This is a genomic window from Gordonia pseudamarae (assembly GCF_025273675.1).
Classification (GTDB): domain Bacteria; phylum Actinomycetota; class Actinomycetes; order Mycobacteriales; family Mycobacteriaceae; genus Gordonia; species Gordonia pseudamarae.
Genome location: NZ_CP045809.1, coordinates 1,201,941 through 1,215,880 on the forward strand (window position 1 = coordinate 1,201,941; position 13,940 = coordinate 1,215,880).

Genomic DNA, 13,940 nt, shown 5'->3' on the forward strand with positions numbered 1-13,940 from the left:
AGGCGCCAGACCCCGAGGTGACAGGACCTGAAGTGACAGGACCTGAAGTGACAGGGCGGGGGCCCGTCCATGAGGGACTGTCGGTGACCGTCATCGACGTCGATGACCCCGACGACGCGCGCGTGGACGACTTCCGTGACCTCAACTCGGTCGATCGCCGGCCCGATCTGCCCGCCTTACCCGGCGGACGCGTCGGCAAAGGCCTGGTCATCGCCGAGGGTGTGCTGGTGGCTCAGCGGATGATCGCATCCCGGTTCGCGCCGCACGCCTTCCTCGGCGTCGACAAGCGGCTCCGCGAACTGGCCGGCGATCTGCGCGGGACAGAACTCGCCGGTGTGCCCTTCTACCGCGCGAGCGCCGACGTGATGGCCCAGGTCGTCGGGTTCCATCTGAACCGCGGGGTGCTTGCCGTGGCTCGCAGGCCACAGCGCCTCGCGCTGTCCGACGTGCTGGCCGGTGCGCGCACCGTCGCGGTCCTCGAAGGGGTCAACGACCACGAGAACATCGGCAGCATCTTCCGCAACGCGGCCGGGCTCGGTATCGACGCGGTGCTTTTTGGCGCAGGCTGCGCCGACCCGCTGTACCGGCGTTGCGTGCGGGTGTCGATGGGGCATGCGCTGCTGGTGCCTTCCGCCGCCTTCGACGATTGGCCGGACGGGCTGGATATATTGCACGACAACGGATTTCAGACAGTATCGCTGACGCCCGAAGTGTCGTCGCCGGCACTGGCGCAAGCGCTGACCGACCCGGTGACCGAGGCGCCGAGAGAGAAGGTCGCGTTCCTGGTGGGCGCGGAGGGGCCCGGACTGACCAGGGCGGTTATGCGGGCGAGCCATGTGCGCGCACGCATTCCGATGTCACGCGGCACCGATTCGCTCAACGTGGCAACCGCCGCCGCGATCGCCTTCTACGAACGGGCGCGGACACTGTGACCCCGCGCCCGCCGGGTCAGGCCGAGGCCACACCGTGGGGTCTGGGTGTGCTCGTCACCGTTGTGCTGGCCGTGTTCAGCGCATGCCTGCTGGTGGGGATCAACGACCTGCTCGGTGACATCCGATGGTGGCTCGGCTGGCTCGCAATGGCGATTGTCGCCTGCGGAATCGCCTGGACGCTATGGGATCTGCGGATGCTTCCGGTGTGGCGCTGGCTGGTGGGCGGTAGCTACGTCGGAATGCTGTCCGGGCTCGGATCCGGAGTGGTGCTCACCTTCATACCGCACTGAATATATGCGCCGGGCCTCGGTCTGTGGGCCCTCACATCCCCGTTCTTCCTCCGTCGTTCGCGCGGGCTCCTTCGTCGCCCGGCTCACTCCGTCGTCCAGAACGGGGCGGGCCCACACACCGAACCCGGCTGAATATATGCGCCGGGCCTCGGTCTGTGGGCCCGCACATCCCCGTTCTTCCTCCGTCGAACCCGTCTATAGCCCGAAGTACCGCCTGAGACGCCGAAGGAAGCGACCTTTCGGTTTTCCTTTGCCCGCCGGTGGAGTTGCCGGAGCCTCCGGGAACTGGTCGGGGGGCGCGGGTTGCGGCGTCGCCACGGTCCTGGCAACCATATGATCGGCAGCGGTGACCACATGATCGGCAGCGGCGACGTAACCGGCGGGGTGCACCCGGAAACCCGTGACCGGGATGGTCGCCGGATCAGTGTCGGTATCGGCGAGGGGATGGGTGAACCGGAATCCGAGCCAGTCGCGGTTGGCTTGCTCGGCCAGCTCCTGCGGATGAAACGGCAGCGCCATCAGCTCCGGCTGCGCGCCCGGCGCGTAATAGATCGGGCACTCGCCCGCCCAGAACGGACGCTCGAAGACGAACGGAATGCCCTCGTCCTCGTAGATGGTCACCGGGTTGGCCGAGAATGCGCGGCGCAATGTGCCTGCCTCCCACCGTGCGAACGCGCCCAGCGCGGTGCCGGGATCGGTGTGCAGCAGTGTCACCACATGGCTGGTGCGGACCGCCATGATCGTCTTGGTCAGGGTCGACGGCCGGGCGGTGACGAAGAGCGGACACACCACCACCGCCAGTCCGCCGTACGATCCGACATACACGATCGAATCAGGATCGGAGTCGGCGTCGACGGCGGCAGTCGCGGTCGCCAGGTCGGTGTCGACGGCGGGAACGAGCACCTTGTCGCCGTAGATCGGCTGGATGAGTGTGCGGGCGTCATCGGGACTGTTGATGAGGCCTTCGCGGATGCGGACCGTGGCATCGGGTGTGTCGATGAACCAGACGGCTGTGGCGCGGGCGGACACGGGTCAGCTGTGCCCGTTGCCACGGACGCCGAGCAGGACGTCCTCCCAGGCGGGAACCGGCGGGGTGCGGGTTTTGCGTCGCGGCTTCACTTGTGCGTCGTCACCATGTTCATCGTGGGAGGCTTCCTCGTGGTCTCCGGTGCGGGGGATGCCAGGGGCGGTCGGCGTCTGCCCGTCAGGGCTCCGGTCGGCCACGGGGGCGTCGTCGGACCGGCCGAGCGTGCGCCCGCGCGTGATCGGGGTGGGTGCGGCCGCACGCCGATCATCGGTGTCCGACTCGTCGCGGTACCCACTGTCCGACGGTTCGGTGCCGCTCGGCCCATAGCGCACGGTGACCGCCGGTGCCCCGGTCTCGCCGGCGTCGTACGTGTCCGCCTCGTACTCACCCGCGCCGTATTCGTTTGCGTCGGGCCGCGCAACCGGGAACCCGGTGGCGGATTCGGGAGTAGGACGCACCGGCTGGGCGTGATCGGCGACGGTGGCCGACACCAACTCCGGCGCGGCCGGTTGCTCGAACGCCACCGGCGCCAGCCTGCGCCTGGGCTCGATCAGCTCGGGGTGGGTGATCTCGTAGGCCAACTCGTCGAGTGGATCGGTGAGGCCACCGTGTGAGCCGGGCCGGTACCGCCAGTGCGCGTAGCAGTCGCTGTGCCCGACGACCCACATGAGCTGGATGACCCAGTCGCCGTCGTCGCCCTTCCACGCGTCCCAGTCGACTTCGGCGTGGTTGTCACCGAACGCGCCGAACGCTTCGGTGACCGTTTCGGCGAGGGTGTACGCCGACGGGCCGTCCTCACGCAGCGGGTGCGAGAGCGCCGCCAGCTCGGTGGCCCGCTGACGTTCGAGCAGTACCGGGTGTGCGAAACGTTCGATCCGCTCCATCGTCACACCCGCGATCGCAGCCACCTCGGCGACGCTCGCACCGCCCCGGATACGGGCCTGGATCTCTCGGGGCCGCAGCGAACTCTCCATCTCGATCTGGATCTGGCCCAGTCGCGAGATGTCGCCGCGCGCGGCGGCACGCAGTCGCTCGTCGGCGGCGATGACGAAACGTTCGGCGGTCTCAGGGTCCTGGCAGATGACACGCTTACCGTCGGTATCGACACCGACGACGCGGAGTTCACGCATCTGCTCCTCCTCTGTGACCTAGAGTACGGGGACCTTGAGTACGGGCATCGGGCCCAAGCCTAGATCAGACCGGTGGTCCCGGTACCCGATGACACGCACAAACCCCCATTTGCGCACACACCCGAAGGCATGTGATGGCAGTGATAGGTGATGCTACAGGCACCGGGGTGCACCGGTGTCGGAGAATCCGTCGTCGTCAGAGCTTGCCGACGACGTGGTCGATGCACCGGGTCAGTGCGGTGATGTCGTCGGGCTCGATCGCCGGGAACATGCCGATGCGCAACTGGTTGCGGCCCAGCTTGCGGTACGGCTCGGTGTCGACCACGCCGTTGGCCCGCAGTGCCTTGGCGACGGCCGCGGCGTCGACGTCGTCGGAGAAGTCGATGGTGCCCACGACCTGGCTGCGCAGTGCCGGATCGGTCACGAACGGGGTGGCGAACTCGCTGGCCTCGGCCCAGTCGTAGAGGCGCTTGCTGGAGTCGGCGGTACGCGAGACGCACCAATCCAGACCGCCGTTGCCCAGCATCCACTCGATCTGGTTGCGGAAGAGCAGCAGCGAGGCCAGGGCCGGGGTGTTGTAGGTCTGGTTCTTGGAACTGTTGTCCACCGCGGTGGGCAGCGACAGGAACTCGGGCACCCAGCGGTCGGTGTGCGCGATCCTGTCGATGCGTTCGAGCGCCTTCGGGCTCATCAGCGCCACCCAGATACCGCCGTCGGCGGCGAAGCACTTCTGCGGGGCGAAGTAGTAGACGTCGGTGTCGACGACGTTCACCGGCAGACCGCCGGCGCCCGATGTCGCGTCGATGGCCACGAGTGCGTCCTCGGAGCCCGACGGACGCACCACGGGCACGGCAACACCGGTGGACGTCTCGTTGTGGGCCCAGCCGATCAGGTCGACGCCGCCGAAGTCGTCGGAGGTCAGCGCGGCCGGGTCGGGCGCGGTGCCGGGGTCGGTGGAGATCACCGCGGGGGAGTCCAGGAACGGCGCCTTTTTGGACACCGTGGCGAACTTGGAGCTGAACTCGCCGTAGGTCAGGTGCAGGGAGCGGCGCTCGATGAGGCCGAACGCGGCGGCGTCCCAGAACGCCGTGGTGCCGCCGTTCGAGAGCACCACCTCGTAGCCCTCAGGCAGCGAGAACAGCTGTGTCAGGCCCTCGCGGATCGCGCCCACCACGTTTTTCACCGGGGCCTGCCGGTGGCTGGTGCCGAACACCGACGACCCCGTGTCGACGAGGTACTGCAGCTGCTCGGGGCGGACCTTGGACGGTCCGCAACCGAACCGGCCGTCGGACGGCAACAGGTCGTTGGGGATGGTGATGGGCGCGGACGCGGTTTCGCTCATGGGCGCAAAGTTTACCGGTGTGGCCGGGACCACTGGCAGAAGTGGTCCCCGGTGTCCACAACCGGAAGATGCGCGCCGGCCGCGAACAGACTTATGGGTTCGGCATCTGGATGGGGTGGGTGCCGCGCGGACAGATCAGCGGTCCGCCCAGCCGTCGACATCCTCGGGGCGCCGCGGGCCGGGGCCGGTGTAGACGGCGGCGGGGCGCACCAGTTTGCCGAGTTGTTTCTGTTCGAGAATGTGTGCACACCACCCGGCGGTGCGTCCGCAGGTGAACATCGCGGGCATCATATGGGTGGGTACCTCGGCGAAGTCGAGGATGACCGCGGCCCAGAACTCGACGTTGGTCTCGATGGCACGGTCGGGGCGGCGTTCGCGGAGTTCGGTGAGCGCGGCCAGTTCGAGGGCGGCCGCCACCTCGTACCGGGGGACGCCGAGTTCGCGTGCGGTGCGGCGCAATACGCGGGCGCGGGGATCCTCGGCCCGGTACACCCGGTGCCCGAATCCCATCAGTTTCTCCTTGCGGTCGAGAATGCCTTTCACCAGTGTGCGGGCGTCACCGGTGCGTTCGACTTCCTCGATCATCGGCAGCACGCGGGCGGGCGCGCCGCCGTGCAGCGGCCCCGACATCGCACCGATCGCCCCCGACAGCGACGCCGCGACATCGGCGCCGGTGGAGGCGATGACGCGCGCGGTGAACGTGGAGGCGTTGAGACCGTGCTCGGCGGCGCTGACCCAGTAGGCGTCGATGGCCGCGACATGCCTGGGGTCGGGTTCGCCCTGCCACCGCGTCATGAAGCGGGAGGTGACGGTGGGGCAGTCGTCGATGATGTGCTGCGGTACCGCAGGCTGATAGATGCCCCGCGCCGACTGCGCCACATACGAGAGCGCCATCACCGATGCGCGGGCCAGGTTGTCGCGGGCGGTGCCGTCGTCGATGTCCAGGAGCGGGCGATATCCCCAGATCGGGGCCAGCATCGCCAACGCGGCCTGCACGTCGACCCGGACGTCGCCGGTGTGGATGGGCAGCGGGAACGGTTCGGCCGGCGGCAGCCCGTCACCGAAACGGCCGTCGACGAGCAATGCCCACACGTCGGAGAAGGTGACCTCGTTCTCCACCAGGTCCTCGATGTCGACGCCCCGGTACCGGAGATTGCCGCCGTCCTTGTCGGGTTCGGCGATGTCGGTGGTGAAGGCGACGACGCCTTCGAGTCCGGCGGAGAATCCCTCGGGGACGTATCCGGGCATCGGCCCTCACCTCTTCGCGTCGTTCTCGATCATCGACGCCTGCGCGCCGGGCCGCGGTGTGCGGGCCTGTCCTGTCCGCCGGGGCTGGGGCGGACGCTCACCTGACCAAGACTGTAGTCAGGTCCACCGCCCGGATGTTCGCGGACCGGCGGAGTAACCTGCCACTACGTGAACGATGATCTTCCCGGCACCCGCCGGTACCGTGTCGACCTGCCCAGCCTGCGGGCCGGGTACGGGAACATCCACCCGTCCACCGTCGGGGAAGGGGACCGGGCCGCCGGTGCCGACGGGGTCGGCGAGAACCTCGACCCGAGCTGGCTGCACGGAGATCCGCCGTGGCTCGAGCTGTTCGAGGTGTGGTTGCGCGAGGCGCTCGACGCGCGGATCGCCGAACCCAACGCGATGGTGCTCGGCACGGTCGACGCCGCAGGTCTGCCCGTCACCCGTACAGTGCTGTGCAAGGGCGCCGACGCCGACGGCATCACCTTCTTCACCAACTACGACTCGGACAAGGGCCGTGACCTGGCCGTCCATCCGTACGCGTCGGTCACCTTCCCGTGGATCGCGCTGGAGCGGCAGGTGCATGTCCGGGGCCCGGTGGTCAAGGTCAGTGCCGCCGAAACGGCCGAGTACTGGACGAAACGGCCCCGCGGATCGCAGTTGTCGGCGGCGGCGTCGGACCAGTCGCAGCCTATCGGCAGCCGCCTCGAACTGGAGGCCAAGGCCGCCGAGGTGGCCCACCGATTCGGCGGATTCGATTCGGGCCCAGCGGTTCCCGTGCCCGACAACTGGGGTGGCTACCGGATCACGCCGCAGGTCGTCGAGTTCTGGCAGGGCCGGGCCAACCGGTTGCACAACCGGGTCCGGCTGATCCTGGGTGAGGACGGCTGGCACGCGCGACGATTGCAGCCCTGAGGGTGCCGGGGTTTCTGGCCGACACCGCACCGCTGCGGAATCCCGACTTCCGGCGGCTGTGGCTGGCGAATATCGTCACGGTGGTCGGCGCCCAGCTGACCATCGTCGCGGTACCCGCGCAGATCTACCTGATCACCGGTAGTTCGGCCTATGTCGGTCTGACGGGTGTGTTCGGTCTGGTTCCGCTGGTGGTGTTCGGTCTGTGGGGCGGCGCGCTCGCCGACGCGATGGACCGGCGGACACTGCTGGTGTGCACCACCGCCGGTCTCATCGGATGCAGCGCGCTGTTCTGGGCGCAGGCCGCCACCGGCGTCGACAACGTGTGGGTGATCCTGTCACTGTTCGCGGTGCAGCAGGCGTTCTTCGCGGTCAACCAGCCGACCCGCACCGCGATCCTGCCCCGACTGTTGCCCGCGCGGGAGTTGCCCGCCGCGCTGAGTCTGTCGATGACGGTCACCCAGGCCGGTGCCATCGCGGGACCGCTGGTCGGTGGCGCACTGATCCCGGTGCTGGGTTTCCCGGCGCTGTATCTGCTGGACACCATGTTCCTGGTGCCTACCTTGTTCGCCGTGATCCGGTTGCCGTCGATGACGCCCGACGGCGACGCGCCCCGGACGGCGGGACTGCGGGCGGTGATCGACGGGCTGCGTTATCTGTCGCGGGAGAAGATCCTGCTCGCCTCGTTCGTCGTCGACCTGATCGCCATGATCCTGGGAATGCCGCGGGCGCTGTTCCCACAGATGGCGCACGAGAACTTCGGCGGGCCGCAGGAGGGCGGCTGGGCGTTCGCACTGCTGTTCATCGCCATCTCGGCGGGTGCGGTGCTGGGCGGGGTGTTCTCGGGTTGGGTGAGCCGGGTTCGGCGGCAGGGGCTGGCGGTGATCGTGTGCATCCTCATCTGGGGGGCCGCGGTCGCCGGTGCCGGGCTGGCGGTGGCGTTCGCCGGTGGTTCGGCGCTGCCGATATTGCCCGTGGTGCTGGTGCTGCTGATGGTCGGCGGCGCCGCGGACATGGCCTCGTCGGCGTTCCGGCAGTCGATCATGCTGGCCGCCGCCACCGACGAGGTGCGTGGACGGCTGCAGGGGGTGTTCATCGTGGTGGTGGCCGGTGGGCCACGAATCGCCGACGTCGCACACGGTGCGGCCGCGGCATCGGTGGGGGTTGCCTGGGCGACGTCGATGGGCGGCGTCGGCGTGATCCTCGCCACGCTCGTGGCGGCGGCGCTGATCCCGTCGTTCCTGCGCTACCGGGTGGGCGCGCGGGAGAACTGAGCGCGGGAGGACTGGGCGCACCGACCGGCGGGGGTCAGCGGTCCCGGAACCGGATCAGCGAACCGGCCACCAACTGCGCGGCGGCGTCGAGTGAGCGCGCCGTCAGCACCCCGGCGACGGGGTAGCCGCCGGTCACCGGATGGTCGGCGAGGAAGATCACCGGGTTGCCGGTGGGTGGCACCTGTACCGCGCCGTGTGCGAGACCTTCGGACGCGAGTTCGCCGGCGTCGGAGCGGTGACGGGCGGGAGCCTCGGTGGCACCGGCGGGACGGGACAGCCGCACGCCGACCCGATTGCTGTCGGCGCCGACCTCCCACACCCCGGTGACCAGGCAGGCCGGTTCGGCCAGCAGATCGCGGCGTGGACCGTCGAACATGTCGAGGGTGATGACGCGGTCGCGTCGGGTGTCCACCGGAGCCAGGGCGACCGGCGGTAGATCCGCTTGCGGCGCACCGATGTCCAGCACATCGCCGGCCGCCAGCGGCGGCGGGCCGAGCCCGGACAGGATGTCGGTGGACCGTGAGCCGAGCACCGGTGGCACGTCGACTCCGCCCCGGATCGCCACGTAACTGCGGCAACCGCTCTCGGGGAAGCCGACGCTCAACTCGGCGCCGGCGGGCAGTTCGATGCGGGCGCCGATGCCGACCGGCCGCCCGTTCGCGGTGACCTGCCCCACCGCGCCGGTCACCGCGGCCAGCAGACGCTGCGCGGCCCGCAGCCGCAGTCCGCCGAGTGTCACCTCTATCACCGCCGCCGATTCGGGGTTGCCCACCAGCCGATTCGCCAGGCGCAGAGCGCCGCGGTCGGCTCCGCCCGAGCGCGGCACTCCGAGATGGGCGTGGCCGCCCCGGCCCAGATCCTGCACGGTGGCGAGCGGGCCGGTGGCCAGGACGTGCGCCTGATTCATCCGTCCTCACCTTCGGTGACGAACCGGACCAAGGTGCCCGGCGTGAGCAGTGCGGGCTGTTCGGCACGATCGTCCCATAATCGGATATCGGTGTGTCCCAACAGGTACCATCCTCCCGGACTGGGTCCCGGGTAGACGGCGCTGTAGCCGGCGGCGATCGCCACCGACCCCGCCGGAACCCGGGGGCGCGACTCCGGGCGCCGTCCGACCCCGGCGAACGGATGCGATGAACCGGACGGCCCGGCGGGCGACAGATATCCGAAACCCGGTGCGAAACCCATGAACCGGACCTGCCACAGGGTGTGCCGGTGCAGGTCCGGTACCTCGTCGGGCGCCGTTCCGATGATCGCGGCCACCGCGGCCAGATCGGCACCGTCGTACACCACCGGTATCGACACCGTCGGCGGATGCGTCGGCTGACCGGGCCCCGCCGCGGCCGCCCGCAGGGCGCGGCGCACCCCGAGCACGTCCACGCCGGCACCGGACTCGGCCTGCACCAGCAGGGTGTGCGCGCCGGGTACCAGATCGGTGATCGTGGGCAGCGCACCCGTGGCGCGGGCGTCGGTGAGCGTGCGCCACGCGTGGTCACCGGCCGCCGCCGGATCGTCGTCGGAACCGAAATCCAGCAGCAGCGCGTCGGGGCCGACGGGCAATACACGCATACCGCGAGCGTAGTGGGCGCGCGTCCGCGTCGCCCCATACCTGCGCCGATCGCCGCCGCGCGACGGCAACTGGCACGATAAGCACAGGGTTGCTATGGGCACAGGGGCAGCGACGAAAGGGGCAGGGTGTGCGCGAGATCGTGGTGTGTGGTGAGGCGCTGGTCGACGTGGTGCAGTCGGCGGTGGTGACACCGTCGGCCTCGGTCGCCGAGACCGGCGCGCTGCCCTCGCTGGCACCGGCGCTCGGCGGCGGACCGTTCAACGTGGCCGTCACCATCGGCAGACTCGGCGGAGCGGTGTCGTTCTGTTCGGTGGTCTCCACCGACGCCTACGGCGAGGCGATCATCACCGCCCTCGGCGCGGCGGGCGTCGACACGACGCCGGTGACGCGACGGCCCGAACCCACGTCGCTGGCGCTGGCCACCATCGGTCCGGACGGGGCCGCGCAGTACACCTTCTACGTCGACGGCACCGCCGACCGGACGATGACCGATCCGGGTGAGCTGCCGCCGTCGGTGCGGGCGGTCTGCTTCGGAACCCTGTCACTGGTCCTGGAGCCGGGTGCGTCGGCGTACGAGGCGCTCATGCACCGCGCCCACGCGCAGGGCCGGCTGGTGGTGCTCGACCCCAACATCAGGTCCGCGGTCATCGCCGACCCGGATGCCTACCGGCGGCGGTTCCGCTCGTGGTTGCCGTCGGTGGATGTGCTCAAGCTCTCCGACGAGGATCAGCGCTGGCTCGGCGAGGGCGGCGCGGGTTCGTCGGTGCCCGAGTGGCTCGCCGCAGGTGTCGGTGCTGTTGTCACCACCGCAGGTTCTGCCGGGATCACGGTCGCCACCAGCGATTTCACCGCGCATGTCGACTCCTGTGCGGTGGCCGTCGCCGACACCATCGGTGCTGGTGACAGCGTGATGGGGGCTATCGTGCGGGCCTTGCAGCAGCGTGATGCGCTGTCGGCGGAGGCGCTTGCGGGACTCGAGGTTGACGACTGGCGGGAGGTCGCAGTATTCGCCGCGGAGGTCGCCGCCGTTACAGTTTCCAGGCCCGGAGCAGACCCTCCGTGGGCGAGCGAGCTGAGAACCGACTAGGTTGTACCCAATGGTCCTACCGGACCACAACAAAATTCACTTCAATGCAAGAAGGGGATCGCGTGTCCGCTGAAACAGTCCCAGCCGACCAGGCAACCGACACGGCCTCCATCACTTATCCAGGTGGACAGCTGCAACTCCCGATCCTCAAGGCGGCCGAGGGCAGCGATTCGATCGCGCTCGGCAAGTTGCTTTCCGAGACGGGACTGACAACTTTCGACGGCGGTTTCGTCAACACGGCGTCCACCAAGTCGGCCATCACCTATATCGACGGCGACGCGGGCATCCTGCGCTACCGCGGTATCCCGATCGACCAGTTGGCCGAGAAATCGACATTCATCGAGGTCAGCTATCTGCTGATCTATGGCGAGCTGCCCACGCCCGCCCAGCTCGATGACTTCACCACCAAGATCCAGCGGCACACCCTGCTGCACGAGGATCTCAAGCGGTTCTTCGACGGCTTCCCGCGTAACGCGCATCCGATGCCGGTGCTCTCCAGTGCGGTCAACGCGCTCAGCGCCTACTACCAGGATTCGCTGGACCCGAAGGATCCCGAGCAGGTCGAACTGTCGACGATCCGGTTGCTGGCCAAGCTGCCGACCATCGCGGCCTACGCGCACAAGAAGTCGGCCGGCCAGCCGTTCCTGTACCCCGACAACTCGCTGTCGCTGGTGGAGAACTTCCTGCGCATGACATTCGGTTTCCCGGCCGAACCATACGAGGTCGATCCCAAGGTCGCCCAGGCACTCGATATGCTGTTCATCCTGCACGCCGACCACGAACAAAACTGTTCGACCTCCACGGTCCGGCTCGTCGGTTCCTCGCAGGCCAACCTGTTCACCTCTATCTCCGGTGGCATCAATGCGCTGTGGGGTCCGCTGCACGGCGGCGCCAACCAGGCGGTGCTGGAGATGCTGGAGGACATCAAGCGGTCCGGTGGCGACACCAAGGCCTTCATGAACAAGGTCAAGAACAAAGAAGACGGCGTGAAGCTGATGGGCTTCGGGCACCGGGTGTACAAGAACTACGACCCGCGCGCCGCGATCGTCAAGAAGACCGCCGACACCATTCTCCAATCCCTCGGCGTGCAGGACGACCTGCTCGACATCGCCAAGGGCCTGGAAGAGGTCGCGTTGAGCGACGACTACTTCATCTCGCGCAAGCTGTACCCGAACGTCGATTTCTACACCGGTGTCATCTACCGGGCGATGGGCTTCCCGACCCGGATGTTCACCGTGCTCTTCGCGCTCGGCCGGCTGCCCGGCTGGATCGCGCACTGGCGCGAGATGCACGAGGACCCGACCACCAAGATCGGACGTCCGCGACAGTTGTACACCGGTTACACCGAACGCGACTACGTAGACCTCAGCGCCCGCTAGTCCCACGACACCACGCGCCACCTCCGGCGCGTGGTGTTTTCGCTGTACGGCCGGTGTGTTTTCCGGCCGGACAACGCAACTCAAAGGAGAGTTCCATGAGCAAACCCGTCGTCGAGTTTCCCGAAGGCCCGGCCCCGGTCGAACTGCAGATCGTCGATCTGGTGGTCGGCGAGGGCGACGAGGCCAAGCCCGGCGGTGTCGTCGACGTCCATTACGTGGGTGTCGAGTACGAGACCGGCGAGGAGTTCGATTCGTCGTGGGATCGTGGCCAGTCGGCGAATTTCCCGCTGCCCCGGCTGATTCCGGGCTGGCAGGAAGGCATCCCCGGCATGAAGGTGGGCGGCCGTCGCCGGCTCACCGTGCCGCCGGCCCTGGCGTACGGTCCGGCGGGCGCCGGGCACCGGCTCTCGGGCAAGACGCTGATCTTTGTGATCGACCTGCTCGGCGTCGGCTGATCGGTCGCCGTCACAGTCGTCGAGGGTCCGTGCGTGTGATGCGCACGGACCCTCGTCGTTCTGGGGCCCGGTGTAGTTCGGGGGACCCGGTGTTGTTCGTGCCGGTTCTCGCTTTCGGCCGGTCCGGTCGGGTCAGTTGCCGAGCAGATCCGCGACGTGAGCGGCGGCGGCCCGGCCGGCCCGGTTGGCGCCGATCGTCGAGGCGGACGGGCCGTAGCCGAGCAACTGCACATACGGATCGTCGGCGACGACCGTCGCCAGCCGCCCGGTCATCGTGATACCACCGCCGGGCGCCCGCAGCCGCAGGGGCGCGAGGTGATCGAGGGAGCTGCGGAATCCGGTGTTCCAGAAGATGGTGTCGACGGCCAGTTCCTCGTCGGGACCGTCCCCGCAGGCCCACAACACGCCTGTGTCGGTGATGGCGGTGAACATCGGCCGCCACGCCAGGATGCCGTCGGCGCGCGCGGCGGTGATCGACGGCGTGTTGCGCAGCCCGGTCACCGACACCACGGAGGTGGGTGGCAGTCCGGCGCGTACCCGTTGCTCCACCCTGGCCACGGCCGCACGGCCCTGGTCGGGGGTGAACGGCCCGTCGGTGAACGTCGGTTCGCGCCGTGAGCACCAGAACGTCCGGACACCGGGCGCATTGCGGGCGATCTCGATCAGCAACTGGATGGCCGAGATGCCTGCGCCCACCACGAGCACCCGCCGACCGGCGAACTCCTCGGGTCGCCGATAGTCGTGGGTGTGTAGTTGCCGTCCGCGAAAGGTGTCGATGCCGCTGATGTACGGCACGAACGGCCGATCCCAGGTTCCGGAGGCGTTGATGATCGTCGCCGCGGTCATGGTGGTGCCGTCGGCCGTCGTGATGCGGTAGCGGGGGCCCGAGGGGTCGCGATGGACCGCCCGGACCCCGACCGGTCGCCGGACGTGAAGCCCGAACCGGCTCTCGTAGTCGCCGAAGTATCTCGGGACCGAGCTCGCGGCGGGCAATTCGTCGCAGTCGGTGCCCAGGGCCTCCTGCAACCCGTACCCGGGGAGATCGTGTACCCGGTTGGCGGCCGCCAGAGTCAATGTGGGCCAGCGGAACTGCCACGCGCCGCCGGGTTCGGGGGCTTGGTCGAGCAGTTGGTAGTCTCCGCCGAGGCCGGTTCGGTGCAGGAAGTAGGCGGCCGACAACCCGGCCTGGCCACCACCGATGACCAGCACATCGGTGTGCTCGATCCTGTCGATACTCATCCTCACCTGTGTACCCGACGCGACGTCGCCCGGCATGGTCGGCACCCTTCTCGGT

Annotated in this window: 14 protein-coding genes; 7 read left to right on the forward strand and 7 right to left on the reverse strand. The window is 68.8% G+C overall.

Going from position 1 to position 13,940, the window contains the following annotated elements:
- Positions 1-83 precede the first annotated feature (83 nt).
- Together GII31_RS05260 and GII31_RS05265 are read left to right on the forward strand one after the other, a co-directional pair.
- Entirely contained in the window at positions 84-932 is an 849-nt protein-coding gene (locus GII31_RS05260) for a TrmH family RNA methyltransferase (protein WP_213249888.1), read from the forward strand.
- Positions 929-1,222, forward strand: a complete 294-nt coding sequence (locus GII31_RS05265; protein WP_213247436.1) for a DUF2537 domain-containing protein — start codon at positions 929-931, stop codon at positions 1,220-1,222. Before GII31_RS05260 ends, GII31_RS05265 begins: the two co-directional genes overlap by 4 nt.
- 195 nt (positions 1,223-1,417) lie before the next feature.
- Here GII31_RS05265 and GII31_RS05270 read toward each other — a convergent pair whose 3' ends face one another.
- From GII31_RS05270 to GII31_RS05285, 4 genes are all read right to left on the reverse strand, one after another.
- The gene (locus GII31_RS05270; RefSeq protein ID WP_213247438.1) at positions 1,418-2,251 is read right to left on the reverse strand and encodes a DUF6928 family protein; all 834 of its coding nucleotides are present in this window, start codon (positions 2,249-2,251) and stop codon (positions 1,418-1,420) included.
- Between the two features lie 3 nt (positions 2,252-2,254).
- Positions 2,255-3,379, reverse strand: coding sequence for a septation protein SepH (gene sepH, locus GII31_RS05275; RefSeq protein ID WP_213247440.1), 1,125 nt, complete (start codon positions 3,377-3,379; stop codon positions 2,255-2,257).
- A gap of 196 nt (positions 3,380-3,575) precedes the next feature.
- The gene (gene serC, locus GII31_RS05280; protein WP_213247442.1) at positions 3,576-4,721 is read right to left on the reverse strand and encodes a phosphoserine transaminase; all 1,146 of its coding nucleotides are present in this window, start codon (positions 4,719-4,721) and stop codon (positions 3,576-3,578) included.
- Between the two features lie 135 nt (positions 4,722-4,856).
- Positions 4,857-5,969 carry a citrate synthase 2 gene (locus tag GII31_RS05285; RefSeq protein WP_213247444.1) on the reverse strand — a complete coding sequence of 371 codons (1,113 nt, stop codon included), beginning with the start codon at positions 5,967-5,969 and terminating at the stop codon, positions 4,857-4,859.
- 168 nt (positions 5,970-6,137) lie between these two features.
- Between GII31_RS05285 and pdxH the strand changes: the two genes are divergently transcribed.
- Both pdxH and GII31_RS05295 read left to right on the forward strand, forming a co-directional pair.
- Positions 6,138-6,884 (forward strand): pyridoxamine 5'-phosphate oxidase, encoded by a 747-nt coding sequence (gene pdxH, locus GII31_RS05290; RefSeq protein ID WP_213247446.1) that lies wholly within the window; start codon positions 6,138-6,140, stop codon positions 6,882-6,884.
- A gap of 2 nt (positions 6,885-6,886) precedes the next feature.
- On the forward strand, positions 6,887-8,155 hold the full coding sequence (locus tag GII31_RS05295) for an MFS transporter (protein WP_213247448.1): 1,269 nt from the start codon (positions 6,887-6,889) through the stop codon (positions 8,153-8,155).
- Between the two features lie 34 nt (positions 8,156-8,189).
- Here the strand turns inward: GII31_RS05295 and GII31_RS05300 are convergent, their stop codons facing one another.
- Positions 8,190-9,062 (reverse strand): 5-oxoprolinase subunit C family protein, encoded by an 873-nt coding sequence (locus GII31_RS05300; RefSeq protein WP_213247450.1) that lies wholly within the window; start codon positions 9,060-9,062, stop codon positions 8,190-8,192.
- Entirely contained in the window at positions 9,059-9,724 is a 666-nt protein-coding gene (locus tag GII31_RS05305; RefSeq protein ID WP_213247452.1) for a 5-oxoprolinase subunit B family protein, read from the reverse strand. The genes GII31_RS05300 and GII31_RS05305 overlap by 4 nt, the downstream gene beginning before the upstream one ends.
- A 128-nt stretch (positions 9,725-9,852) precedes the next feature.
- On the opposite strand from GII31_RS05305, the gene GII31_RS05310 reads away from it, so the two are divergent.
- The 3 genes from GII31_RS05310 (at position 9,853) to GII31_RS05320 (ending at position 12,646) form a co-directional block, all read left to right on the forward strand.
- Complete coding sequence (locus GII31_RS05310; RefSeq protein ID WP_213247454.1) at positions 9,853-10,812, forward strand: carbohydrate kinase family protein; 960 nt, start codon at positions 9,853-9,855, stop codon at positions 10,810-10,812.
- Positions 10,813-10,874: 62 nt separating this feature from the next.
- Positions 10,875-12,191, forward strand: a complete 1,317-nt coding sequence (locus tag GII31_RS05315) for a citrate synthase (RefSeq protein ID WP_213247456.1) — start codon at positions 10,875-10,877, stop codon at positions 12,189-12,191.
- Between the two features lie 95 nt (positions 12,192-12,286).
- Entirely contained in the window at positions 12,287-12,646 is a 360-nt protein-coding gene (locus GII31_RS05320; protein WP_213247458.1) for an FKBP-type peptidyl-prolyl cis-trans isomerase, read from the forward strand.
- 132 nt (positions 12,647-12,778) lie between these two features.
- Here the strand turns inward: GII31_RS05320 and GII31_RS05325 are convergent, their stop codons facing one another.
- Complete coding sequence (locus GII31_RS05325; RefSeq protein WP_213247460.1) at positions 12,779-13,885, reverse strand: NAD(P)-binding domain-containing protein; 1,107 nt, start codon at positions 13,883-13,885, stop codon at positions 12,779-12,781.
- Positions 13,886-13,940 lie beyond the last annotated feature (55 nt).

Excerpts from the sequence above, each read along its gene's own strand:
- sepH (WP_213247440.1), bottom strand. The coding sequence starts at position 3,379 with ATGCGTGAACTCCGCGTCGTCGGTGTCGATACCGACGGTAAGCGTGTC.
- serC (WP_213247442.1), bottom strand. The coding sequence starts at position 4,721 with ATGAGCGAAACCGCGTCCGCGCCCATCACCATCCCCAACGACCTGTTG.
- GII31_RS05285 (WP_213247444.1), bottom strand. The coding sequence starts at position 5,969 with ATGCCCGGATACGTCCCCGAGGGATTCTCCGCCGGACTCGAAGGCGTC.
- GII31_RS05300 (WP_213247450.1), bottom strand. The coding sequence starts at position 9,062 with ATGAATCAGGCGCACGTCCTGGCCACCGGCCCGCTCGCCACCGTGCAG.
- GII31_RS05305 (WP_213247452.1), bottom strand. The coding sequence starts at position 9,724 with ATGCGTGTATTGCCCGTCGGCCCCGACGCGCTGCTGCTGGATTTCGGT.
- GII31_RS05320 (WP_213247458.1), top strand. The coding sequence starts at position 12,287 with ATGAGCAAACCCGTCGTCGAGTTTCCCGAAGGCCCGGCCCCGGTCGAA.
- GII31_RS05325 (WP_213247460.1), bottom strand. The coding sequence starts at position 13,885 with ATGAGTATCGACAGGATCGAGCACACCGATGTGCTGGTCATCGGTGGT.